The sequence below is a fragment of the Paracoccus xiamenensis genome (genome assembly GCF_011308835.1).
Classification (GTDB): domain Bacteria; phylum Pseudomonadota; class Alphaproteobacteria; order Rhodobacterales; family Rhodobacteraceae; genus Paracoccus; species Paracoccus xiamenensis.
Window position 1 is genome coordinate 40,977 of sequence record NZ_JAAOHY010000009.1, and the last position, 22,612, is coordinate 63,588.

General features: G+C 65.9%; 22 protein-coding genes. 6 read left to right on the top strand and 16 right to left on the bottom strand.

Annotated features, from left to right (window positions below; all coding sequences use genetic code 11):
* Positions 1 to 4: 4 nt before the first annotated feature.
* The 5 genes from G7044_RS15635 to G7044_RS15655 all read right to left on the bottom strand — a co-directional run bounded on the left by G7044_RS15635 (position 5) and on the right by G7044_RS15655 (position 4,598).
* Positions 5 to 1,048, bottom strand: a complete 1,044-nt coding sequence (locus tag G7044_RS15635) for an L-idonate 5-dehydrogenase (protein WP_166330555.1) — start codon at positions 1,046 to 1,048, stop codon at positions 5 to 7.
* A 1-nt stretch (position 1,049) separates the two neighbouring features.
* On the bottom strand, positions 1,050 to 2,327 hold the full coding sequence (locus G7044_RS15640) for a TRAP transporter large permease (RefSeq protein WP_166330557.1): 1,278 nt from the start codon (positions 2,325 to 2,327) through the stop codon (positions 1,050 to 1,052).
* A complete protein-coding gene (locus tag G7044_RS15645) occupies positions 2,324 to 2,827 on the bottom strand; it encodes a TRAP transporter small permease (protein WP_166330559.1) in 504 nt (167 codons plus the stop codon). The genes G7044_RS15640 and G7044_RS15645 overlap by 4 nt, the downstream gene beginning before the upstream one ends.
* A gap of 80 nt (positions 2,828 to 2,907) precedes the next feature.
* The gene (locus G7044_RS15650; protein ID WP_166330561.1) at positions 2,908 to 3,894 is read right to left on the bottom strand and encodes a TRAP transporter substrate-binding protein; all 987 of its coding nucleotides are present in this window, start codon (positions 3,892 to 3,894) and stop codon (positions 2,908 to 2,910) included.
* Positions 3,895 to 3,917: 23 nt separating this feature from the next.
* On the bottom strand, positions 3,918 to 4,598 hold the full coding sequence (locus G7044_RS15655) for a GntR family transcriptional regulator (protein WP_166330563.1): 681 nt from the start codon (positions 4,596 to 4,598) through the stop codon (positions 3,918 to 3,920).
* 265 nt (positions 4,599 to 4,863) lie between these two features.
* Between G7044_RS15655 and G7044_RS15660 the strand changes: the two genes are divergently transcribed.
* From G7044_RS15660 to G7044_RS15680, 5 genes are all read left to right on the top strand, one after another.
* Positions 4,864 to 5,808: a GAF domain-containing protein gene (locus G7044_RS15660; protein ID WP_166330565.1), complete on the top strand. Its 945-nt coding sequence runs from the start codon at positions 4,864 to 4,866 to the stop codon at positions 5,806 to 5,808.
* A 132-nt stretch (positions 5,809 to 5,940) separates the two neighbouring features.
* The gene (gene adh / locus G7044_RS15665) at positions 5,941 to 7,467 is read left to right on the top strand and encodes an aldehyde dehydrogenase (protein WP_207630331.1); all 1,527 of its coding nucleotides are present in this window, start codon (positions 5,941 to 5,943) and stop codon (positions 7,465 to 7,467) included.
* An 89-nt stretch (positions 7,468 to 7,556) separates the two neighbouring features.
* Positions 7,557 to 8,585, top strand: coding sequence for an alcohol dehydrogenase AdhP (adhP, locus tag G7044_RS15670; RefSeq protein ID WP_166330567.1), 1,029 nt, complete (start codon positions 7,557 to 7,559; stop codon positions 8,583 to 8,585).
* A 53-nt stretch (positions 8,586 to 8,638) separates the two neighbouring features.
* Complete coding sequence (locus tag G7044_RS15675) at positions 8,639 to 8,980, top strand: DUF779 domain-containing protein (RefSeq protein ID WP_166330569.1); 342 nt, start codon at positions 8,639 to 8,641, stop codon at positions 8,978 to 8,980.
* 158 nt (positions 8,981 to 9,138) lie between these two features.
* Complete coding sequence (locus tag G7044_RS15680) at positions 9,139 to 10,050, top strand: DMT family transporter (RefSeq protein WP_166330571.1); 912 nt, start codon at positions 9,139 to 9,141, stop codon at positions 10,048 to 10,050.
* A gap of 1 nt (position 10,051) precedes the next feature.
* Here G7044_RS15680 and G7044_RS15685 read toward each other — a convergent pair whose 3' ends face one another.
* From G7044_RS15685 to araD1, 11 genes are read right to left on the bottom strand one after another with little or no spacing between them, the layout of a single operon-like run.
* Positions 10,052 to 10,657: a 2-dehydro-3-deoxy-6-phosphogalactonate aldolase gene (locus tag G7044_RS15685; protein ID WP_166330573.1), complete on the bottom strand. Its 606-nt coding sequence runs from the start codon at positions 10,655 to 10,657 to the stop codon at positions 10,052 to 10,054.
* The gene (locus G7044_RS15690) at positions 10,654 to 11,550 is read right to left on the bottom strand and encodes a 2-dehydro-3-deoxygalactonokinase (RefSeq protein WP_166330575.1); all 897 of its coding nucleotides are present in this window, start codon (positions 11,548 to 11,550) and stop codon (positions 10,654 to 10,656) included. Before G7044_RS15690 ends, G7044_RS15685 begins: the two co-directional genes overlap by 4 nt.
* The gene (locus G7044_RS15695) at positions 11,547 to 12,536 is read right to left on the bottom strand and encodes an aldose epimerase family protein (protein ID WP_166330577.1); all 990 of its coding nucleotides are present in this window, start codon (positions 12,534 to 12,536) and stop codon (positions 11,547 to 11,549) included. Before G7044_RS15695 ends, G7044_RS15690 begins: the two co-directional genes overlap by 4 nt.
* Positions 12,533 to 13,375, bottom strand: a complete 843-nt coding sequence (locus G7044_RS15700) for an SMP-30/gluconolactonase/LRE family protein (RefSeq protein ID WP_166330579.1) — start codon at positions 13,373 to 13,375, stop codon at positions 12,533 to 12,535. Before G7044_RS15700 ends, G7044_RS15695 begins: the two co-directional genes overlap by 4 nt.
* A complete protein-coding gene (yjfF, locus tag G7044_RS15705) occupies positions 13,372 to 14,346 on the bottom strand; it encodes a galactofuranose ABC transporter, permease protein YjfF (protein ID WP_166330581.1) in 975 nt (324 codons plus the stop codon). The genes G7044_RS15700 and yjfF overlap by 4 nt, the downstream gene beginning before the upstream one ends.
* Positions 14,343 to 15,353: an ABC transporter permease gene (locus G7044_RS15710; protein ID WP_166330583.1), complete on the bottom strand. Its 1,011-nt coding sequence runs from the start codon at positions 15,351 to 15,353 to the stop codon at positions 14,343 to 14,345. Before G7044_RS15710 ends, yjfF begins: the two co-directional genes overlap by 4 nt.
* Positions 15,353 to 16,849 (bottom strand): sugar ABC transporter ATP-binding protein, encoded by a 1,497-nt coding sequence (locus G7044_RS15715; RefSeq protein WP_166330585.1) that lies wholly within the window; start codon positions 16,847 to 16,849, stop codon positions 15,353 to 15,355. Before G7044_RS15715 ends, G7044_RS15710 begins: the two co-directional genes overlap by 1 nt.
* A 50-nt stretch (positions 16,850 to 16,899) precedes the next feature.
* On the bottom strand, positions 16,900 to 17,859 hold the full coding sequence (gene ytfQ, locus G7044_RS15720) for a galactofuranose ABC transporter, galactofuranose-binding protein YtfQ (protein ID WP_166330587.1): 960 nt from the start codon (positions 17,857 to 17,859) through the stop codon (positions 16,900 to 16,902).
* 55 nt (positions 17,860 to 17,914) lie between these two features.
* Complete coding sequence (locus G7044_RS15725; RefSeq protein ID WP_166330589.1) at positions 17,915 to 18,826, bottom strand: Gfo/Idh/MocA family protein; 912 nt, start codon at positions 18,824 to 18,826, stop codon at positions 17,915 to 17,917.
* A complete protein-coding gene (araD, locus tag G7044_RS15730; protein ID WP_166330591.1) occupies positions 18,826 to 20,574 on the bottom strand; it encodes an L-arabinonate dehydratase in 1,749 nt (582 codons plus the stop codon). Before araD ends, G7044_RS15725 begins: the two co-directional genes overlap by 1 nt.
* The gene (gene araD1, locus G7044_RS15735) at positions 20,571 to 21,563 is read right to left on the bottom strand and encodes an AraD1 family protein (protein WP_207630332.1); all 993 of its coding nucleotides are present in this window, start codon (positions 21,561 to 21,563) and stop codon (positions 20,571 to 20,573) included. The genes araD and araD1 overlap by 4 nt, the downstream gene beginning before the upstream one ends.
* A gap of 97 nt (positions 21,564 to 21,660) precedes the next feature.
* Here araD1 and G7044_RS15740 point away from each other — a divergent pair, with 97 nt between their 5' ends.
* Positions 21,661 to 22,608, top strand: coding sequence for a LysR family transcriptional regulator (locus G7044_RS15740; RefSeq protein WP_166330593.1), 948 nt, complete (start codon positions 21,661 to 21,663; stop codon positions 22,606 to 22,608).
* Positions 22,609 to 22,612: the final 4 nt, after the last annotated feature.

Below are 22,612 nucleotides of genomic sequence, written 5' to 3' on the forward strand. Positions count from 1 at the left end.
CCGCTCAGCCCGCAAAGTCCAGCTGCACCTTGACCGCCTGCGTCCGGTCCCCGGCCAGATCAAAGGCGCGCTGCGCCTCGCTCGCGGGGATGACCTGCGTGACCATGGGCGACAGGTCGATTTCGCCTGCGCCGATCATGCGCACGGCCTCGGCGAATTCGCTGTCGAAGCGGTGGGTGCCATGAAAGCGGATTTCCTTGCTGACGATCAGGTTCAGGGGCAGGGGCAGCGTGCCGCCCACGCCGATCTGGACCAGCGTGCCCTGCGGGCGGGTGATGGCGATGGCCTGAGCGATGGCATGGGCATTGGCCGAACATTCCAGCACCACGTCGATCCGGCCTTTGCCGGCCGCGTATTCGGCCAGCCCGTCCGGGTCGCTGGCCACGTTGACGGTGCGGTCTGCGCCCATCTGCCGCGCGATCCCAAGTGTATAGTCCTGCACATCCGTCACAATGATCTCTGCCGCGCCGTGCAGCCGCGCCAGCGCCGTGCAGATCGCGCCGATGGGGCCGGCCCCGGTGATCAGCACCCGCTGATCCTTCAAGGGTGGCGCCATGGTCAGCGCGTGCAGGCAGACGGCCAGCGGCTCTGCCCCGGCGGCTGCGGCGGCGCTGATGCCATCGGGCAGGGGCAGGCATTGCCCGGCGGGATGGGCGATGCGGCCTCGGAAGAAACCCTGTTCATGCGGCATCCGCATGGCCGATCCGTTGAAGCGCATGTTCAGGCAGTGGCGTGGCTGACCGGCGGCGCAGAATTCGCATTCCCCGCAAGGACGCGAGGGCGACAGCGCCACCAACTGCCCGACCGTCAGACCAGAGCCTTCCGGCGCGGCCTCGACAAAGCCGGCGGCTTCGTGGCCGAGGATAATCGGTTGCTGCACCCGGATCGGGCCGAAGCCGCCATCGTGATAATAATGCAGGTCCGATCCGCAGATCCCGCCGCGCGCAACGCGGATGACGGCGCTGTCCGCACTGCTCAGCGCCTCGGGCGCGGGTTCGACCCGCAGGTCGTGGGCGGCGTAAAGACGGCAGGCGATGTCTTGGGTCATCTCAGTTGTCCATCAGCGAAGGAAGCCAGGTGCTGATCCACGGGATATAGGACACCAGCAGAAGCACGACGATATTGGTTATCAGGTAAGGCACCAGCGCGCGGATCACCGGGCCAAGCGGCAGCCGGGCGATATTGGCGCAGATGAACATGCAGACCCCGACCGGCGGCGTGGTCAGCCCGATCATCAGGTTCAGCACCGCGAAGACGGCGAAATGCAGCGGCTCGATCCCCACACCCTGCGCGAGTGTCATCAGCGGCACGAACAGGATGATCAGCGCGGCGATGGTTTCCATGAACATCCCCACGATCAGCAGGACGATGTTGATCAGCAGGATGACCAGAAACTTGTTGTCAGTGACCGACAGGACGGAATCAGCGATCATCTGCGGGATCCGCTCGCTGACGAGGATCCAGCCGAAGACGTTGGCGGTGCCGACAAGGGCCAGAATGCCCGCAGAAGACACCGCGCTGTCGACGAGGATGGCAGGCACCCGCGCCAGCGGCAGCTCGCGATAGATGAAGGCACCCACGAGGATGGCATAGATCGACGCCACGACAGCGGTTTCGGTCGGGGTGACAACACCCGACAGCATGCCGCCCACGATCAGGACGGTCATCGCCAGCGCCCAGAAGGCGCCCAGGAAGGCAGATCCCAGCTCGGACCAGCCCTGCCAAGGTTGGCGCGGAAAGTCGCGCCGGACCGAGATGATGTAAGTGGTGACCATCATCGCCACGCCCAGAAGCAGGCCGGGCAGGGCGCCCGCGATGAACATCTTACCGACCGAGATCCCAGCCAGCGAACCGACGATGATCATCGGAACCGAGGGCGGAATGATCGGCCCGACGGTCGAAGACGCGGCGGTCACGGCGGCCGAAAAATCGGCCGGATAGCCCGCCTTCTTCATGCCGGGGATCATCATCCCCCCGATCGAGGCCGCATCAGCGACCGCCGTCCCGGAAATGCCGCCGAACAGCATGGACGAGGCGACGTTGGTCTGTGCCAGCCCGCCCCGGATCCAGCCGACAAGCGCCTGCGCAAAGCGGATGATGCGCCCGGTGATGCCGCCGCCATTCATCAGGTTCCCGGCCAGGATGAAGCCGGGGATACACAGCAGCACAAAGCTGTCCATGCCCGCATACATCTTCTGCGGAATGACGACCAAGGGGATCCCCTGATACAGCAGATAGGCCACAGATGACACGCCCAGCGTGATTGCCACCGGCATGCCGATGATCAGGCCAAAGGCAAAGACCAGTCCAAGGATTGCGAGGCTCATTCCACTTCCCCCAGCAAATGCTCTGGCCGGCCATCGGTTGCGCCGGTCAGCATGCCCGCCACCCGCAGAAGGGCGGCAAGCGCGAGTGTCGCCACCAGCAGCAATATGCTGCCATGGGCATAATTCATCGGCATCGCCATGGCGGGCGAGGTCTGCATCGCGCCGATCTGGGTAAAGCGCCAGGCGGGGGCGATCAGAAGGGCCGCGAAAAGCAGCACCAGAATGGCCGACAGGAAGCGCAACGCCCATGATTTGCGGGGCGACAGGCTTTCGCTGACCAGATCGACATTGACGAGATCACCCGACAGCAGCGCCAGCCCGGTCCCGAAACCCGCAAGGTAAAGCAGTGCGAAACGGGTCAATTCCTCGGTCCAGACCGGGGAACTGCCGACAAAGCTGCGACCGATCACCTGCACGGTCACGGCCCCGATCAGCACCAGGAACGAAATCCCGACACCGATGCGCAGCACCGCCCGTACCCATCCTGTGAATGTAGACATCTCACCTCCTCATGCCGACATGGGCACAATCCCGTTGCGGGGCTGGCAGCCGGGGCCTGCCCGGCTGCCAAGGGTCGCGATCAGTTCTGGTTTGCGAACAGCTGTTCGACCACCGGCTTGATGTCGTCGCTGACATTGGCCAGTACGGCATCCTTGGCCTTGGCCGCAAAGGCGGCCTTGTCGCTGTCGACGAAGGTCATGCCCTTTTCCTGCAGGGCGGTCACAAGGCGCTCTTCGTCCGCCAGGAACAGCTCACGCTCGTAAGCCTGCGCGTTCTGCGCCGCCTGCAGAACGGCCTGCTGGTCGGCCTCGGACAGTTTGCCCCAGCTGAGTTCCGAGATGGTCAGATAGATCCAGGACCGGACGTGCTCGGTCTTGTTGACGAATTTCTGCACCTCGTTGAAATTCGCCGATTCGATCAGCGCCAGCGGGTTTTCCTGCGCGTCGATGGTGCCGTTCTGCAGCGAAGTGAAGACTTCGCTGAAGGCCATGGGCGTGGGTGCCGCGCCAAGCGTCTGCCAGGTGTTGACGAACAGCGGCACGTTCGGCACGCGCAGTTTCAGCCCGCCCAGGTCGTCCGGCGTCATGATTTCCTTGTTCGAGGTCAGATTGCGCGGACCGCGCGCGAAATAGGCGATGGGGCGGATCTGGGCGCGGGCGATGATCTCGGCCTCGATCTGCTTGCCGATATCGCCCGAGGCGACCTCGTCCATCTGTTCCAACGAGGAATAGGCATAGGGCACGGCCAGCAGCGCCGCCATCGGGGCCCAGTTCTGCAGGCTTTCACCGGTGATGGTCATATCGGCGGTGCCAAGCTGCATGCCGTTGATCAGGTCGATTTCCTTGCCCAGCGATTCATTCGGGAAGACCTGCACCTCGACCCGTCCCTCGGTCAGGCTGGCGACGTCCTCGGCGAATTTCAGCGCGGCCTTGTGCCAGCTGTTCTGTTCATTGGCCAGATGGCCAAGCTTCAGCGTGACTTCTGCGGCCGATGCCCCAAGGGCTGGCAAGGACAGAAAGGCGGCTGCGGCGAGGGCAGTAAAATTACGGCGATTGAGTTTCATCATCATCCTCCTGTTGATGGGTCGTTCTATGGAATGAACAGCTCGGGCCGGGACCGGGTGACCTCGGGCAGGTCGTCAAGAAGCTGGTTCAGATGCCGGCGCATGGCCTGTTCGGCCTGCGCTGCGTCACCGGCGCGCAGCCCCTCCACGATCTCGACATGCTGGTCGATGAGCTTCTGGATATCGAAGGTTCTGGCGGTGATGTGGCGCAGCCTGTTCATCTGCGATTTCAGGCCCTCCAGCACGTTCCATACGCTTTCATGTCCGGCCGCTTCGGCCAGCATGCGGTGAAACCGGTCGTCGAGCCGGACGAACAGATCTGAATCCCCCTGCGCCAGCGCCTGCCGCTGCTGCTGGATTTCCGCATCGAGGCGCGGCAGTAGGGCCGGATCTGCCTTTGCCGCAACCATGCGGATCAGGTCGCCCTCGACCGCCTCGCGGATCAGCCGGGCCGACAGCACGTCAGAGATCGAGATCTTGCGGATATAGGTGCCGCGCTGCGGGCGAACCTCGGCCAGCCCATCCGAGGCGAGGTGAATGAACGCTTCGCGCACCGGCTGGCGACTGATCCCCATCAGCTTGGCGACTTCGCTTTCGCTCAGCCGATCGCCGGGGACGAGCGCGCCGCGCAGGATGGCCCGGCGCAGCCTGTCATAAACTTGCGGTGCAGCGGATGCGGTCAGGTCGATCGCTGGCAATTCCAACATGATTCCTCCCCCGGTGACTGTTTATTGCATACTTCCATACAAGAAAGCAATCCATTTGATTCTGATGTCGATTGGACGAGGCCGCCTTGGAGAATATCATAGCTATCAGCGCCTTGACGGCGCCCGGTCTCTGCGTTGGCGTCTGGCGGCCTGTATGCCGGCGAAATGCACCGTAGGCGCGGACTGCCAGCCATCTCACATGCGACAAGAAATCACTTAGAAAGCGCCGCCTTCCTGCTATCGTGTTGCGGGGGAGTAGGGAATCATGGCGCGGAAATCCCATGCCGATATCGTCGCCGAGCAGTCGCAATCGGGCAGCGCCGCCTCGGCGCTGGTGACATCTTGGCGGCGGTCGATGCTGAAATACGGCCTCGACCCCAGCGAGCCGCTGCTGCCGGGGCGGCTGTCGGATGAGGCCCTGAACCAGCGGCGCGCGGCCATGGACCTGTTGATCCATGTGGCCGGGCCGCCGCTTGACCAGCTTTATGAACTGGTCGGGCTGTCGGGCTGCAACGTTCTGCTGACAGATGCCGAGGGCGTCGTGCTGGCGCAGCGTATGCGTGCGGGCGACGCCGCGCAGTTTCGCGAATGGGGACTGGCCGAAGGCTTCGATTGGTCCGAGGCCATTCAGGGCACCAATGGCATCGGCACCTGCCTTGCCGAAGGCCGCCCCCTGACCATCAGCCGGGACGAACATTTTCACACCCGCAATACCGGCATGACCTGTATGGATGCGCCGATCTGGGGACCGGATGGCCGACTGATCGCAGCGCTTGACGTCAGCGCCGCCCGCAGCGACGGTGCCGCCCATATCCGCCTGATCGAGGCGCAGGTCGCGCAGGCAGCCGCTGCGATCGAGGCGACGCTGTTCCGGGCCACCTTCCCCAAGGCGCGTATCGTCATCGCCGCCGAAGAACGCGGCGCGGCCGCCCTGATCGCGGTCGATCACGACGACCTGACCGTTGGCGCCACCCGCGCCGCACGCCGCGCGCTGGGCCTGCCGCGCGAAGGCGATATCCGGCCGCGCCCGGCGGCCGACCTGCTGCAACGCGACGACCAGATGCGCGGCTTTGACAAGGGCGAACGCGCCGCCATCGCGCGGGCGCTGGCGCGGTCCGAAGGCAACGTTTCCAAGGCGGCACGCGCGCTCGGAATTGGACGGGCGACGCTGTATCGCCGCATGTCGCGGCTTGGGCTGGATCAGAAATAGGCCCCGGCTGTCTCACCAGCGAGACAGGTCCGCTGGTGACTTCTTCACGACGGGTTGAGCGAATCCCGCCCCATCCCGATCCTTCCATTCATGCCCGGTCGCCAATCCGGGATCTCAGGAGGAGAAGAGAACATGGCAAATGACCAACCAAAGGGAATGTCCGGCATCAGCGCGAACCCGTTCGCCAGCCGTTACGACAATTTCATCGGCGGCAAATGGGTCGCCCCGCGCGACGGCCGCTATTTCAACAACGTGACCCCGATCACCGGCGGCGAGGTGGGTGAAATCGCGCGTTCCAGCGCGGAAGACATCGAAGCCGCGTTGGACGCAGCCCATGCCGCCAAGGATGCCTGGGGCGACGCCTCCAGCACCGAACGCGCCAATGCGCTGCTGAAGATCGCCGACCGGATGGAGGCCAACCTGGAACGTCTCGCCATTGCCGAGACTTGGGATAACGGCAAGCCGATCCGCGAAACCATGGCCGCCGATGTACCGCTGGCCATCGACCATTTCCGTTACTTTGCCGGCGTGTTGCGGGCGCAGGAAGGCTCGATTTCCGAAATCGACCACGACACCATCGCCTATCACTTCCACGAACCGCTGGGTGTGGTGGGCCAGATCATTCCGTGGAACTTTCCGCTGCTGATGGCCTGCTGGAAGCTGGCGCCCGCACTGGCTGCCGGCAATTGCGTGGTGCTGAAACCGGCCGAACAGACCCCCGCCAGCATCATGGTTCTGGCTGACCTGATCGCCGATATCCTGCCGCCGGGCGTGCTGAACATCGTCAACGGCTTCGGGCTGGAGGCCGGCAAGCCGCTGGCATCGAACCCGCGCATCGCCAAGATCGCGTTCACGGGCGAGACGACGACGGGCCGTCTCATAATGCAGTACGCGGCCGAAAACCTGATCCCGGTGACGCTGGAACTGGGCGGCAAATCTCCGAATATCTTCTTCGAGGATGTCGCCCGCGAAGATGATGACTTCTTCGACAAGGCGCTGGAAGGCTTCACCATGTTCGCGCTGAATCAGGGCGAGGTCTGCACATGTCCTTCGCGCGCGCTGATCCAGGAATCGATCTATGACCGCTTCATGGAACGCGCCGTCAAACGGGTCGAGGCGATCAAGCAGGGCGACCCCCGCGCCGCCGACACCATGATCGGCGCGCAGGCATCAAGCGAGCAGAAGGAAAAGATCCTCAGCTATGTCGATATCGGCAAGAAGGAAGGCGCCGAGGTTCTGACCGGGGGCGATGCCGCCGATCTTGGGGGCGAGTTGTCCAGCGGCTATTACGTCAAGCCCACCGTGTTCCGTGGCGACAACAAGATGCGCATCTTTCAGGAAGAAATCTTCGGCCCGGTGGTGTCCGTCACCACCTTCAAGACCAAGGAAGAAGCCATCGAGATCGCCAATGACACGCTTTACGGTCTGGGCGCAGGGGTGTGGAGCCGCGAGGCCAACACCTGCTACCGCGCCGGCCGGGCAATCAAGGCGGGCCGGGTCTGGACCAACTGCTATCACGCCTATCCGGCCCATGCGGCCTTTGGCGGATACAAGCAGTCGGGCATCGGGCGCGAAAACCACAAGATGATGCTGGACCACTATCAGCAGACCAAGAACCTGCTGGTCAGCTATGCGCCGAAGAAGCTGGGCTTCTTCTAAGCGCTCGCCGTCAAAGCAACGAACGGGGGTGGCGCGGTCCGCCCCCGCCTTTCAACGCTTGGGAACGCGATTTCAGAAGGAGTGATTTCATGGCAAAGATGATGAAGGCCGCCGTTGTGCGCGAATTCGGCAAGCCGCTCTATATCGAGGACGCACCCGTCCCCGAACCCGGCCCCGGCCAGATTCAGGTCAAGATCGGGGCCTGTGGCGTCTGCCATACCGATCTGCATGCCGCTCATGGTGACTGGCCGGTCAAGCCAAACCCGCCCTTCATTCCGGGGCATGAAGGCGTGGGCTTCGTTTCAGGCGTGGGTGCGGGCGTCAAGAACGTGCGTGAAGGCGACCGCGTGGGCGTGCCGTGGCTGTATACCGCCTGCGGCCATTGCGAACATTGCCTTGGTGGCTGGGAAACGCTGTGCGAAAGCCAGCAGAATACCGGCTATTCGGTGAATGGCGGCTTTGCGGACTATGTCGTCGCCGATCCCAACTATGTCGGACATCTGCCGGAAAAGATCGGCTTCGTGGAAATCGCGCCGGTGCTGTGCGCAGGCGTCACGGTCTATAAGGGCCTGAAGGTGACCGATGCAAAGCCCGGCGATTGGGTGGCGATTTCGGGCATTGGCGGGCTGGGGCACATGGCGGTGCAATATGCCAAGGCCATGGGAATGCGGGTGGCGGCGGTCGACATCGACCCGGCCAAGCTGAAACTGGCGCAGGAACTGGGGGCGGATCTGACCGTCAACGCGATGGAACAGGACCCCGGCGAATATCTGAAGAATGAGGTCGGCGGCATGCATGGCGTGCTGGTCACTGCCGTATCGCGCCCGGCCTTCGCGCAGGCGCTTGGCATGGCGCGGCGCGGCGGGACGATTTCGCTGAACGGGCTGCCGCCGGGCGATTTCCCGCTGCCGATCTTCGGCACCGTCCTGAACGGCCTGACCATTCGTGGCTCCATCGTCGGCACCCGGCTGGATCTTCAGGAATCGCTGGACTTCGCCGCCGCTGGGCTGGTCCATGCCCACACCGCGGCAGAGCCGCTGGACAACATCAACGACATCTTCGCACGGATGGAAAAGGGCCAGATCGACGGCCGCATCGTGCTTGACTTGTCGGCGTGATATGATGGGCTGCGGCGGGGTGCCTCGCCGCAGCCTTCAGGGAAGGGGAAGCCATGTCTACTGTTACCGCCACGGATGCCGCACTTGAACTGATTGCCGAGATCGCCGCCGATCACGGGCCTGTCCTGTTCCATCAGTCAGGCGGCTGTTGCGACGGGTCGTCGCCGATGTGCTATCCGCAGAATGACTTCAGGATCAGCGAGCGTGACGTGAAACTGGGAGAGATCGGCGGCGCGCCGTTCTATATCTCGGCCAGCCAATACGAGACCTGGAAGCATACCGATCTGATCATCGACGTGGTGCCGGGCCGGGGCGGCATGTTCAGCCTGGATAACGGCCGCGAAAAGCGCTTTCTGACCCGGTCCGAGATCTGCGCGGTCCCACCCGCCAGCTGAGCTTGCGGCGCAGGGCCGGTTATCAGCGGTCATCGCCGCGGGTGCTTGACCCGGCAAGTCGGCGGGCATAGGCACGGGGGCAGGGCATATGCCCGGATCACCCCCTTCCAGACAGGCCGAAGATGAACGCGCCCGTTTAAAGCCCGCTTCGCGGCATCATGCTGAAATGTCTCAGCGTAACGGTCTTCACCATCATGGCGGCGATCGTAAAGGCGACCTCGGACGGGGGCACGGGTGTGCCCGCGGGCCAGCAGGTCTTCTTCCGGTCCTTCTTCGCAATTCCGGTGATCCTTTTGTGGCTGGTCTGGCGGGGCGAGCTGTCGGTCGGCCTGCGCACTTTTCGCCCGATGGGGCATTTTTATCGCGGCATCATCGGCACCGCTGCGATGGGGCTGGGATTCTGGGGGCTGTCGCTGCTGCCTTTCCCCGAAGTGGTCGCCATCGGCTATGCCGCGCCGCTGCTGGTGGTGATCTTCGCGGCGATGTTTCTGGGCGAAAACGTGCGGCTGTTCCGGCTGTCCATGGTGGTGCTGGGGCTGCTGGGCGTGCTGATCGTGCTGTCGCCGCAGCTGGGGCTGGGCGGATCAGGCACCCCCGATTATCAGCGCACACTGGGCGCGGTGGTCACGCTGGGCGGGGCCTGCTGCGCGGCGCTGGCGCAGATCTTCGTGCGCAAGCTGGTCCAGCAGGAACGCACCTCGGCCATCGTCTTCTGGTTTTCCGTCACTTCGACCGTGCTGGGGCTGCTGACGCTGCCCTTCGGCTGGGTGATGCCGGATGCGGGGACGCTGGCGCTGCTGATTACCATCGGGATCCTGGGCGGGATCGGGCAGATCTTCCTGACCTCGGCCTATCGGTTTGGCGAGGCCTCGCTGGTGGCGCCCTTCGAATATGTCTCGATGGTGCTGTCGGTGGCGATCGGCTGGTACCTGTTCGGCGAGGCGGCGACGACGACCATGCTGTTCGGTGCCTCGCTGGTGATCCTCGCCGGGATCCTGATCATCTGGCGAGAGCGTCAGCTGGGGCTGGAACGCAGCCGGCAGCGCAAGGCAATGACGCCGCAGGGCTAGACTAGCCCCGCGCGCGATCCCACAGCGCGACCAGTTCGGCCGCGCGGGCGGCGACGGTATCGGGCGCGTCTCCGGGGCGATAAAGGCCCGAACCCACGCCGATCCCCGATGCGCCCGCCGCCAGCCAGTCCGGCAGCGTCTGCGCGTTCACACCGCCCACGGCGTAGCAGGGCAGATCCGGCGGCAGCACCGCGCGCATGGCCTTCAGCCCGACCGGGCCGACCAGCTCGCCCGGGAACAGCTTGATGCCGGTGGCGCCGGCGTCGATGGCGGCGAAGGCCTCGGTCGGGGTCATCACGCCGGGAAAGCTGTCCAGCCCGGCCTTGCGGGTGGCGCGGATCACCTCGGGCGCGCAATTGGGCGAGACGATCAGCCGCCCGCCAAGGGCTGCCACGGCCTCGACTTCGGCCACGCGCAGGACGGTGCCGGCGCCGATCTGCGCCTGATCGCCAAAGGCCTCAATCATTGCGCCGATGCTGGTCATCGCCTCGGGCGAATTCAGCGGCACCTCGATCAGGGTGATGCCGGCCCCGATCAGGGCGCGGGCGGTGGGGACGGCCTCGGGCGGGGTGATGCCGCGCAGGATGGCGATGATGGGGCGGGTCATGAGAGGTCCTTTCGGAAGGCTTGCCAGGCGGACCACAGGCCCGCACGCGTGGCGGCATCGGCATCGCCGATCACCGGGGCGGCACCCTGCTGGCGCAGGGCGGCATCGTAAAGTGCGGCCAGCCGCGGCGCGCCGACGATCAGCACCTGCTGACCCAGCCAATTGGCGCGGGCGGCCCCCAGATCCAGCCCGATCAGCGTCCCCGACAGCCGGTCAGTCGCCTGCGCGGGGTCGGGCTGGTCCACCAGCCCCGCCGCACGAAGCTGGAACAGCTTGGCCCAGGCCAGATGCGGCTGCGACAGCGACGTTGCCAGCGCGTCCTGAAAACCGGGCGATTCCGGGTCGACTTGGGTGTCGGACAGGCCAAAGCGCAGCACCGACTGGCGCGACAGCAGGGCATAGATCTCGCCCGTCATCACGGTCTGGAAGTTGACGATCTCGCCGGCAGAGATTCGCGCCCATTTCGTATGCGTGCCGGGCAGGCAGATGATGCCGTCGAAATCGGGCTGGGCGGCCAGAATGCCGGCGATCTGGGTTTCTTCGCCGCGCATCACCTCGGGCGGGTGCTGCTGCATGACGCCGCCGGCGATCAGCACCGGGCGGCCGCCGGGATCGTCCGGCACCGGCGTCAGTGTCGGCGTGGCCGGGCAGGGGACGGTGCGGTATGGCACCTCGACCCAGCCCTGACGCGCACCGACCATGCCGCAGGCGATGACCGGCAGCGGGGCCCAGCCTTCGGTCATGCGGGTCAGTTCCGCGGCGAAATCCTCTGGCCCGGTCATCGCGCCCATGCCCCGGTCAGAGCTGCGCATCTCGACCACATCCATCCCCGCCATCGCCCAAAGCCGCAGGTTCGAGGTGCCCCAATCGGCGGCGATCCAGTCGGCGCTCATGCCGGCACCGGGGCGAAGCGGTAATGGGTTTCGGCGGTCCAGATCTGGCCGGGGCGCAGGATGCTGTCGGGGAAATCGGGGCGGTTCGGCGCGTCGGGCCAGCCTTGGGTTTCCAGTGCCACCCCCGCAAAGGGTCCGTATCGCCGCCCGTCCAGCCCGCCAAGATCGCTCATTCCTGCCCCGTCATAGAATTGCAGCCCGCAGGCCGTTGTCGCGACTGTCATCGCAATGCCGGCGCTTCCGGTCAACCTTGCGATGTCGCGCAAAGGGGCTAAGCCGTCGGAAAGGCAGAAATTATGGTCATAGCCGCCCGGGCCGATCAGACGCGGCCGGCGGAAATCGAAGGCAGTGCCGGCCACCGGCGCGGGCGGACCGGCGGGGATCAGGTCGTCATCAATCGGCAGGTAATGGTCCGCCGCGATTTCCAGTTGGTGGCCGCGAATATCGCCGCGCCCGTCCAGGTCGAAATAGCCGTGATGGGCAAGGCTGCACGGTGTCGGCGCATCGGTTTCGGCGCGCAGCGACAGGCGCAGTGCGCGCTTGCCAAGGCTGATCCGTACGGTGATGCGCAGATTGCCGGGAAAGCCCATATGGCCATCGGGCAGGTCCAACACCAGCAGGACCGCATCGGCCCGCTGCGCCGCGACCTGCCAGATCTGCGCATGGGTGCCCTCGGTTCCGCCATGCAGCGTATGGCGGCCCCGGAAATTTGCATCGGTCCGATACTCGCGCCCGTCCAGCGTAAAGCCCGCGCCCCCGATCCGGTTGGCGAAGCGTCCGACAAGCGCGCCGAAATAACAGCCCTCGGCCAGATAGGGCGCGAGGTCGTCAAATCCCAGCACCAGCGGATGATCCACGCCTTCCATCCGCAGGTCCTGCACGGTGGCGCCCAGCGTCAGCACCCGCGCCGTCAGCCCGCCGCCGGTCAGGGTCAGGGCGTGGACGGTGCGGCCATCGGGCAGGGTGCCGAATGGCGTTGGCGTCATAACAGGATCCGGGGTTCCGGCAGCCCCGGTGCTGGGGCCGGGACCAGCCAGGTCTGGCCCTGTGCGGGATCGGGATGGTCGATCCCCTCGCGCGCGGTGGTGACCAGAAGCTCGGCAAGATCCGGGCCACCAAGCGCCGGGCAACTGGCATGGCTGCCGCCGACGGCGGTACGGTCCAGCAGCTTTCCCTCGGGGTCGAAACGCAGCACCGCGCCATCGCCCCAGCAGGCCACGCAAAAGGCGCCGCTGCTGTCGATCACCGCGCCATCGGGACTGAGCCCCTGCGGCGCGAGGTCGAGATACAGCGCGCGTTCACCCTCGGGCCAGCCCTCTGGGTCGAGCGGTTGGCGCCAGACCTTGGCGGTCGGCGTGTCGGTATAGAAGGCCGTGCGGCCATCGGCGGCAAAGCAGATGGCGTTGGGGATGGTGATGTCCTCGACCAGGGCGCGCAGCGTTCCGCGATACCAGCGCCAGATGGTGCCGGCGTGAGGCCGGGCCGTCTTGTCCATGGTCCCGACCCAGAACCCGCCCTGTCGGTCGGCGCGGCCGTCATTGGACCGGGTGGCGAAATTCTCGGCCTCGATTTCCACCAACGGTTCCTCGGTGCCGCTGGTCAGGTCCAGAACCGTCAGCCCGGTTTCGGTGGCGACCAGCAGGCGGTTTTCGTCGACCCAGCCGGCGGCCGAGGCGATGCGGCCCAGCCGCCATTCCAGCGGACCCGAGGCATCCCGCGACAGCAGCCGGCCCTCCAGCACGTCGAACCAGAAGAACTGCTGGCGCAGCGGGTGCCAGAATGCGCCCTCGCCCAGAAAACAACTTCGATCATCGAAAGGCGTCATGCGGCGTCTCCGGCAAGGCGGGATCGTGACAGCTTCACCAGCCCATTCTGCAACAGGATGAACAACAGCAGAAGTACGCCGATCACGATTTTTGTCCACCAGCTGGACAGCGTGCCGTCAAAGACGATGTAGGTCTGGATCAGCCCCATGGTCAGGACGCCCACCAGCGTGCCGAAGACATACCCGGCGCCGCCCGTCAGCAGCGTCCCCCCGATCACCACGGCGGCGATGGCGGTCAGTTCCGTCCCCACCGTCGCCAGCGAATAGCCAGAGCCGGTATAGACCGAGAAGACGATCCCCGACAGCCCCGCCATCAGCCCTGAAAAGGCATAGACGAGCATGGTCGTGCGCCCCTGCCGCACCCCCATCAGCCGCGCCGTCGCCTCGCCCCCGCCAAGGGCGTAAAGGCTGGTGCCAAAGCGGGTCCGGTGGGCCAGGATCATCCCGGCCAGCACGGTTGCCAGCATGGTGACGCCGATCAGCGTCAGCCGTCCCTTGCCCGGCATCAGCCAATAGGCCCGCTGCAGGGTTTCATAGAACGGGTGCTGGATCGGCACGGAATCGATCGACAGCATATAGGCCGCGCCGCGCGCCAGAAACATCCCGGCCAACGTGACGATAAAGGCGGGCATGGCCAGCCGGTCGATCAGAAATCCCATCGCCGCGCCGAAGGTGGTGGTCAGTGCCAGCAGCAGCGCAAAGACCACCAGCGGATGCAGCGAGGTGTCGCGCAGCAGCACGGCGATGAAGACCCCGGAAAAGGCGATGACACTGCCGACTGACAGGTCGATCCCGCCCGACAGGATCACCAGCGTCATCCCGACCGCGACGATGCCCAGATACGCGTTGTCGGTCAGCAGGTTGCCGATCACCCGCGTCGACAGGATGTTCGGAAATTGCAGCCAGCACAGCAGGTAAGCCACCAGAAAGATGGCGATGGTGGCGTAAAGGGGCAGGGCGCGGGCGTTCACGGGCGGGCTCCGGCTGCGGGTTGCGGGGCGGTGCGGGTGTCGCGCCAGACGCGCCACTCGGCGGCGATGCGGGGCGATTGCAGGATCAGGATGACCAGCACCAGCCCGGCCTTGATGACAAGGTTGTATTCCGACGGAAACCCGGCCAGCAGGATGCCGGTGTCGATGGTCTGGATGATCAGCGCCCCCAGCAGCGAGGCGAGGATGGAGAACCGCCCGCCCAGCAGCGAATTGCCGCCGATCACCACCGCAAGGATGGCGTCCAGTTCCAGCCACAGCCCGGCATTATTGGCATCGGCGCCGCGAATATCGGCGGTGACGACGATCCCCGCCAGCGCCGCGCACAGCCCCGAGGCGATATAGACCGCGATCAGCAGCACGGTGGCGTTGACGCCGGCAAGCGCGCTGGCGCGGCGGTTGATGCCGATGGCCTCGATCAGCAGGCCAAGCGCTGTGCGCCGCATCAGCAGCGCCGCTCCGATCCCGGTCGCCAGCCACAGCCATGCCGGGAACGGCAGGCCCAGAAACGTGCCAGAGCCGAAAAAGGCGAACCCTGGATTGGTGAAGGTCAGGATGCGCCCTTCGGTAATCAGCTGGGCGATGCCGCGGCCCATTGTCATCAGGATCAGCGTGGCCACAAAGGGCTGGATGCCCACCACCGCCACCAGCGCGCCGTTCCACAGCCCGGCAAGCGCGCCCGCACCAAGCGCCAGCAACAGCGCCGGGACCAGCCCCCAGCCGCCGGCGATGGCCCAGGCAGCGAACGCGCCGCAGATCGCCATGATGGTGCCGACCGACAGGTCGATGCCGCGCGTGGCGATCACCAGCGTCATGCCGGTCGCCAGCAGCGCCACCGGGGCCACGCGTTTCAGCACGTCGATCACCGGCCCGACCAGACGGCCGTCATTGACCGAGATGTTCAGAAAGCCCGGAAAAACCAGCGTCACCAGCAGCGCCAGCGCCGCCAGCGCGATCAGTTGCGGGGCAAGCCGTTTCAACAGCGGCATCAGGCGGCCTCCTCTGGGGTTGCGATGGCGCGCATGATCGCATCTGCGGTGACGCGGGGGCCGGTCAGTTCGGCCACATGGCGGCGGTCACGCACCACGATGACTCGGTCGGCCACGGCGACCAGCTCGTCGATTTCGCTGCTGATGACCAGAAGCGACATGCCGGCATCGGTCAGGTCGTGGATCAGGCGCAGGATCTCGGCATGGGCGCCGACATCGATGCCTCGGGTCGGTTCGTCAAGGATCAGAAAGCGCGGATTCATCGCCAGCCAGCGCGCCAGCACCGCCTTTTGCTGGTTGCCGCCCGAAAGCTCGCCAATCGGCTTTTCCCGGCCCGAGGTGCGGATGTCCAGCCGCCGGATGAAGTCATCGGCCAGCCGGTTCTGTTCGGCGCGCGGGATCGGCCGCGCCCAGCCTTGGCGCGCCTGAAGCCCGAGGATGATGTTCTCGCGGATGGACAGATCGGCGATGATGCCGTCGGTCTTGCGGTCCTCGGGGACGAAACCAAAGCCCGCCGCGATGGCGGCGCGCGGACTGTGCAGGTCCAGCGGGCCGCTGCCGTCGCGCGCCGTGCCGTCCTGTGCGGGCGGAGTGCCGAACATCAGCTGGGCGCTTTCGGTGCGCCCGGCACCCAGAAGGCCGGCCAGACCCACGACCTCGCCCGCGCCGATCTTCAGATCGAAGGGGGCGATCATGCCATTGCGGCCAAACCCCTGAAATTCCAGCAGCGGCGCGTGTTCCGCCGCGGCCTCGGGCGCGGGATGCAGGATCTCGTCTTCCAGCGCGCGGCCCAGCATATGTTCGATCAGCGCCATCCGGTCCAGGTCGGCGGTGCGTTCGGTGGTGATCTTGCGGCCATTGCGCAGAACGGTGATGCGGTCCGAAAGCTCGAACACCTGATCGAGGAAATGGGACACAAAGATGATCCCCAACCCGCGCGCACGCAGGCCGCGCACGACCTCGAAGACCATCTGCACCTCGCGCGCATCAAGGCTGGCTGTGGGCTCGTCCAGGATCAGTACTTTGCCCGACAGGGCCACGGCGCGGGCGATGGCGATGATCTGCTGGATGGCGACCGAATAGCTGCCGAGATCGCGGCTGACGTCGATGTCCAGCCCGTATTGGGCCAGCATGGCGCGGGCCTCGGCGCGCATGGCGCGGTTGTCGATCAGCCCGAAGCGGCGCGGCTCGCGCCCGAAGATCAGGTTCTGCGCCACGGTCAGGTTGGGCAGCAGGTTGACCTCTTGATAGACGGTGCCGATGCCCAGATCCTGCGCCTCGACGGTTGATTTCGGGTCGATCGGCGCCGCATCCAGCGTGATCGTGCCGCCGTCGCGCAGATAGGCGCCGGTCAGGCATTTGATCAGTGTCGACTTGCCTGCGCCGTTTTCGCCCAGCAGGGCGTGGACCTCGCCCGCCGCCAGATCGAAATCCACGGCGTCAAGGGCGCGGGTGCCCGGGAATGTCTTGGTCAGGGACCGGATGGACAGAAGCATCGCCGCCTCCTGTTGGGGCCGGGCCGCGCGGGGCGGCCCGGCGGCGGATATCAGTAACCCAGACCCTTGCGGCGTTCGTATTCGCCGGCCGGATCGTCGGCCTGGGTGAACAGCTTCGATTCCGTCTGGATGAACTTCGCCGGCTCGGTGCCATCCGCCCAATAGGCCGCCAGCGCGTCGAAGGCGGGCCCGGCCATGTTGGGCGTCAGTTCGACCGTGGCATTCGCCTCGCCCGCAGCCATCGCCTGGAACAGGTCCGGCACCCCGTCGATGGACACGATCAGGATATCCTCGCCCGGCTTCAGCCCGGCCTCCTTGATGGCCTGAATGGCACCGACGGCCATGTCATCATTATGGGCGTAAAGCGCGCAGATATCCTTGCCGCCGTTTTCGGCCTGCAGGAAGCTTTCCATCACCTCCTTGCCCTGGGCGCGGGTGAAATCGCCGGTCTGGCTGCGCACGATTTCCAGATTGTCGTGGCCCGAGATGGCGTTTTCAAAGCCGGTCTTGCGGTCGATGGCCGGGCTGGATCCGGTGGTGCCCTGCAATTCGACGATGCGGCATTCCGCATCGCCCACAGTGCCCGCCAGCCATTCGCCTGCAACCTCGCCCTCATGCACAAGGTTCGACCCTACCGCGGTCAGATACAGATCGTCGGCGCTGTCGACCTGACGGTCCAGAAGGACGACCGGGATCTCGGCTTCCTTGGCTTCTTCCAGCACCGAATCCCAGCCGGTGGCGACAACGGGCGCCAGCAGGATCGCATCCACCCCTTGCGCGATAAAGGACCGGATCGCGGCAATCTGGTTTTCCTGCTTTTGCTGGGCATCGGCGAATTGCAGTTGCAGGCCGCGCTCCTCGGCCTGTTGCCGGGTCAGCGTGGTTTCGGCCGCGCGCCAACCGGATTCCGATCCGATCTGCGAAAAGCCGACGGTTTCGCCCTCTGCCAGCGCGGCCGAGGCCGAAATCGCCAGCGCGGCTGCGGTGGTCATCAGAAACTTGGTGGTCATGGTCTTCCTCCCTTGGTTTTATTCACTGGTCTGGTCGATTGGCCGGACCCCCCGCCTAAAAGGCAAAGGGCGCGACGGTATTGCGGTGCCCCAGCGTGAAGGCGTCGGCAGTCAGCACCATCGGCGACAGGTCCACGTCCGAGGTCCCCGCCTGCACCAGTTCCGCCATGCGGGCGTAAAGTGCCGGATATTCGCCGGTGATGTCATTGCTGCCGGTGACGGGCGCGCCGTCGATTTCCAGCAGGTTCCCCCCCATGCGCAGGGCCATCGCCCCGGCATCGGTGTCGATCTCGATGTCCCAGGTCTGCGGCCCCGACTGGCGAAAGTCGAAATCGGCGCTGATATTGCCCGACATCTGCAGCCGCGCCGCAATCGGGGCTTGCCGGTTGTCGGGAATGTCCAGCTCGGCCCCGGTGACGCGGACGGGCTGGGGCAGGATCTCGGTCAGGATCGACAGGGCGTTGACGCCGGGATCGAAGACGCCCATGCCTCCCGCCGCGAAAATCCACTCCTGTCCGGGATGCCAGCGCCGCACATCCTCGCGCCAGACGATGCGGCCGGCGCGGACGGTCTTGCCGGTCAGCCAGGCCTTGGCCGGTGCGACCGCATGGGCCATGCGCGAGTGCCAGCTGGCGAAGATGCTGAGGCCCCGCGCCTGCGCCATGTCGGCCAGGATATGCACCTCTGCCAGGGTCGCGCCGGGCGGCTTTTCCAGCATCAGGTTACGGCCCGCGGCAAGCACGGCGGCGGCGACCTGAAAGCGCGGCACCGGCGGCAGGCACAGGCTGACCGTGCCGATATCGGGGCGTGCGGCCAGCATCTCGTCGATGTCGGTGAAACCCTCAACCCCCGGCACGGTGCCGTGGCGCGAGACGGTGGCGGCCAGTTCCCAATCCGGGCTGGCCGCAATCGCCGGCACATGCTGGGCGCGGGCGATTTCACCGATGCCGACAAGCGCGAGTTTCATCAATGGCTGTCCTTTCCGACCGGGTTGCCGCGGCACCCTTTCAAAAAGTCCAGATCCGCACCAGTATCGGCCCCTTCCACATGGGCCTGATGCAGCCAGGCATAGCCGCTTTCGGGCCGTTCATGCCGGGGCTGCCATGCGGCAAGCCGGGCGGCCAGTTCGGCATCGGAAATGTCCAGATGCAGGCGGCGGTTCGGCACGTCCAATTCGATCATGTCACCGTCGCGGACCACCGCCAGCGGGCCGCCCGCCGCGGCCTCGGGCGCGGTATGCAGCACCACGGTGCCGTAAGCCGTCCCCGACATGCGCGCATCCGAGATCCGCACCATGTCGGTGATACCCTTGCGCAGCACCTTGGCCGGCAGGCCCATATTGCCGACCTCGGCCATGCCCGGATAACCCTTTGGGCCGCAATTCTTCAGCACCATGACGCAGGTCTCATCAATATCCAGCGTCTCATCCTCGATCCGGGCCTTGTAGTCGTCGATATCCTCGAACACGACGGCCCGGCCGCGATGGCTCAGCAGATGCGGGCTGGCGGCCGAGGGCTTCAGCACCGCCCCCTTCGGCGCCAGATTGCCGCGCAGCACCGCGATGCCGCCCTGCCGGGTCAAGGCGAGGTCCAGCGGCAGGATCACATCCTCATTGTGGTTCTGAACGTCCTTGACCTCGTCCCAGATCGTCCCGCCGCTGACGGTCAGCGCGTCCTTGTGCAGCTGCCCGGCCTCGCCCAGCCGTTTCAGCACCACCGGCAGGCCGCCCGCATAAAAGAACTCTTCCATCAGGTACTTGCCCGAGGGCATCAGGTTCACGATGGTCGCCACGTCGCGCCCGCAGCGGTCCCAGTCGTCCAGCGTCACATCGACGCCCACGCGGCCGGCGATGGCCAGCAGATGCACCACTGCATTGGTCGATCCGCCGATGGCGCCATTGGTGCGGATGGCGTTTTCGAACGCCGCCTTGGTCAGAATGTCCGAGGGCTTCAGATCGTCCTTGACCATCTGCACGATCCGCCGCCCGGTCAGCTGGGCCATCACCCGACGGCGGCTGTCGACGGCGGGGATCGCCGCATTGCCCGACAGCGCCATTCCCAAAGCTTCCGCCATCGACGCCATGGTCGAGGCCGTGCCCATGGTGTTGCAGGTGCCCGAGGACCGGCTCATCGACTGCTCGGCTTCCAGAAACTCGTCCTGCGTCATCTCGCCAGCCTTCACGGCCTCGGAAAACTTCCACAGATGCGTGCCTGACCCCACGCGTTCGCCCCGGAAATAGCCATTCAGCATCGGCCCGCCAGTCACGACGATTGACGGGATATCGGTCGAGGCCGCCGCCATCAGCAGGCTGGGCGTGGTCTTGTCGCAACCGACCAGCAGCACCGCGCCGTCGATGGGCTGGCCGCGCATCTGTTCCTCGATGGACAGCGCGGCGAGGTTGCGGAACATCATGGCCGTCGGCCGAAAGGTGTTTTCACTGGCAGAAAACACCGGCACCTCGACCGGGAAGCCGCCGGCCTCCCACACGCCGGCCTTCACCTTCTCGGCCAGTTCGCGCAGATGGCCGTTGCAGGGGGTCAGGTCGGACCATGTGTTCAGGATGCCGATGATCGGACGGCCGTCGAACAGGTCATGCGGCCAGCCCTGATTTTTCATCCAGCCCCGGTGATAGATGGTGTCGCGCGAATTGCCGCCATACCAATGCTGCGAGCGCAGCTGGCGCGGCCATGGCGCGGGGGTGAATGGCCTGCTCATAGCGCCATCACCCGCACCGGGTCGGCGCTGCTGTCGGGGCGGTGGCGGACCGGGTTCTGCAACGGCAGGCCAAAGGGCTCGGCGGCGATCTCGAAGGCGTCGCCGTCCTGAATGCGGATGCCATCGGCAAAGGACAGGGTGGCCGTGCCGAAGAAATGCACATGCACGTCGCCCGGCTGGCGGAACAGGTCGTATTTGAAATGGTGATGTTCCAGATTGGCCAGCGAATGGGACATGTTCGCCTCGCCCGACAGGAAGGGCTTTTCCCAGATCACCGCGCCGTCGCGGCGCACGCGGGACTGGCCTTCGACATGGGCGGGCAGATCGCCCACCAGCATTTCCGGGCCAAAGCTGGCCGGGCGCAGTTTCGAATGGGCCAGCCACAGGTAGTTCCCGCGCTCGGTCACGTGATCGGAAAACTCATTGCCAAGCGCAAAGCCCAGCCGGATGGGCTGGCCTTCGGGGCCGATCAGGTAAAGCCCGGCGATTTCAGGTTCTTCGCCGGCATCCAGCGCGAAGCCGGGGGCGCTCAGCTGGGCGCCGGGGGCCACCGCCGCATGTCCGTTGCCCTTGTAGAACCATTCCGGCTGCGCGCCGGTGCCGGTGTCGGGCTTGCCGCCTTCCAGCCCCATGCGGAACATCTTCATGCTGTCGGTCAGCGTGCCCTCATCCGCCTGATGCATCGCGTCGCGGGCCGAGGCCGAACCCAGATGCGTCAGCCCGGTGCCCGTCAGGTGCAGATGGGCCGGGTCTGGGTGATCCAGCGGCAGCAGCACCCGACCTTTGGTCAGGGCTGCGGCCAGATCGACCGGGGCGCCTTGGCCACGCGCGGCGATCTCATCCGCCAGCCCGCGCCCGGCGGCAAGGGCCGCCAGCGCCAGCTCGCGGGTCGAGGTGGCGCCGGGCACCAGAAAGGCCGCGCCGTCTTGCCGGGCCACGACCGCGCGGCTGCCATCTTCCAGCTTCAGTTGCGACAGATGGATCGGCATGGGCGCTCCTGCAGTTCGGACCTTCTGAAAAAGATGTAACAGCCGGTCTGGATAATGGTAAAATGCCGTTTCAGGCGATCTGCATAACGGAAATGCTATGTCAAATCCTCCGGCCCGTATGGCGCTGAAACCCGCGCAGCTGCGTCTGCTGGCCGCGCTTGGCGATCACGGCCAGCTGCAACTCGCGGCAGAGGCCTGCGCCATCACCCAGCCCGCCGCCTCGCGCATGCTGGCGGAAATCGAGCGTCTGCTGGGCGCGGTCCTGTTTCTGCGTCAACCCAAGGGGCTGGCCCCGACCGAGGCGGGCCGCCTTGTCCTGCGCCGCAGCGCGCTGATCCTGCGCGAGATGAACCGCATGGGGGCCGAGGTCGCCGCCATGCGCGAAGGCGATGCCGGGACGGTGCGGGTGGGGGCGGTCACGGGGCCGGCGGTCAGCTATCTGGTCGCGGCCATCCGCGAGGTGAAGGCGCAGGCCCCGACGGCGGATATCACTGTCGAGGTGCTGCCCTCCAGCGACCTGCTGCGCCACCTTGCGGCGAGCGAGCTGGACTTTGCCGTCGGGCGGATCCTGCCTGAATATGACGCCAATGACTTCGACATCCTGCCGATGCGCGACGAACGGGTCAGCTTTCTGGTCCGCGCCAGTCACCCGCTGGCCCATGCGCCGCTGGTGACGCTGACCGAACTGGTCGGGGCCGAATGGATCATGCAGCAGCGCGGCGCCCCGATCCGCGAAACCACGCTTCAGGCCTTTGCCGCCATCGGCCTGCCGGAACCGGCGAATATCGTGAACACGCCCTCGCTGCTGTTCACTATCGCCTATCTGGCGCAATCCGACGCCGTGGCGCCCATGTCCGAGGAGGTGGCCGATCTGTTGATCCACCCGCCGGTCGCGGCCGGGCTGCGGCGGCTGACGGTGCCGGGGACGGTGCTGGTCTCGCCCTATTACCTGCTCAGCCTGCGCCGGCGGCCGCTCTCGCCGCTGGCGCAGCGACTGCGCGCCGCGCTGATCGCGCATTCGGATCGGGCGGCATTGCTGGTTTAGGGCG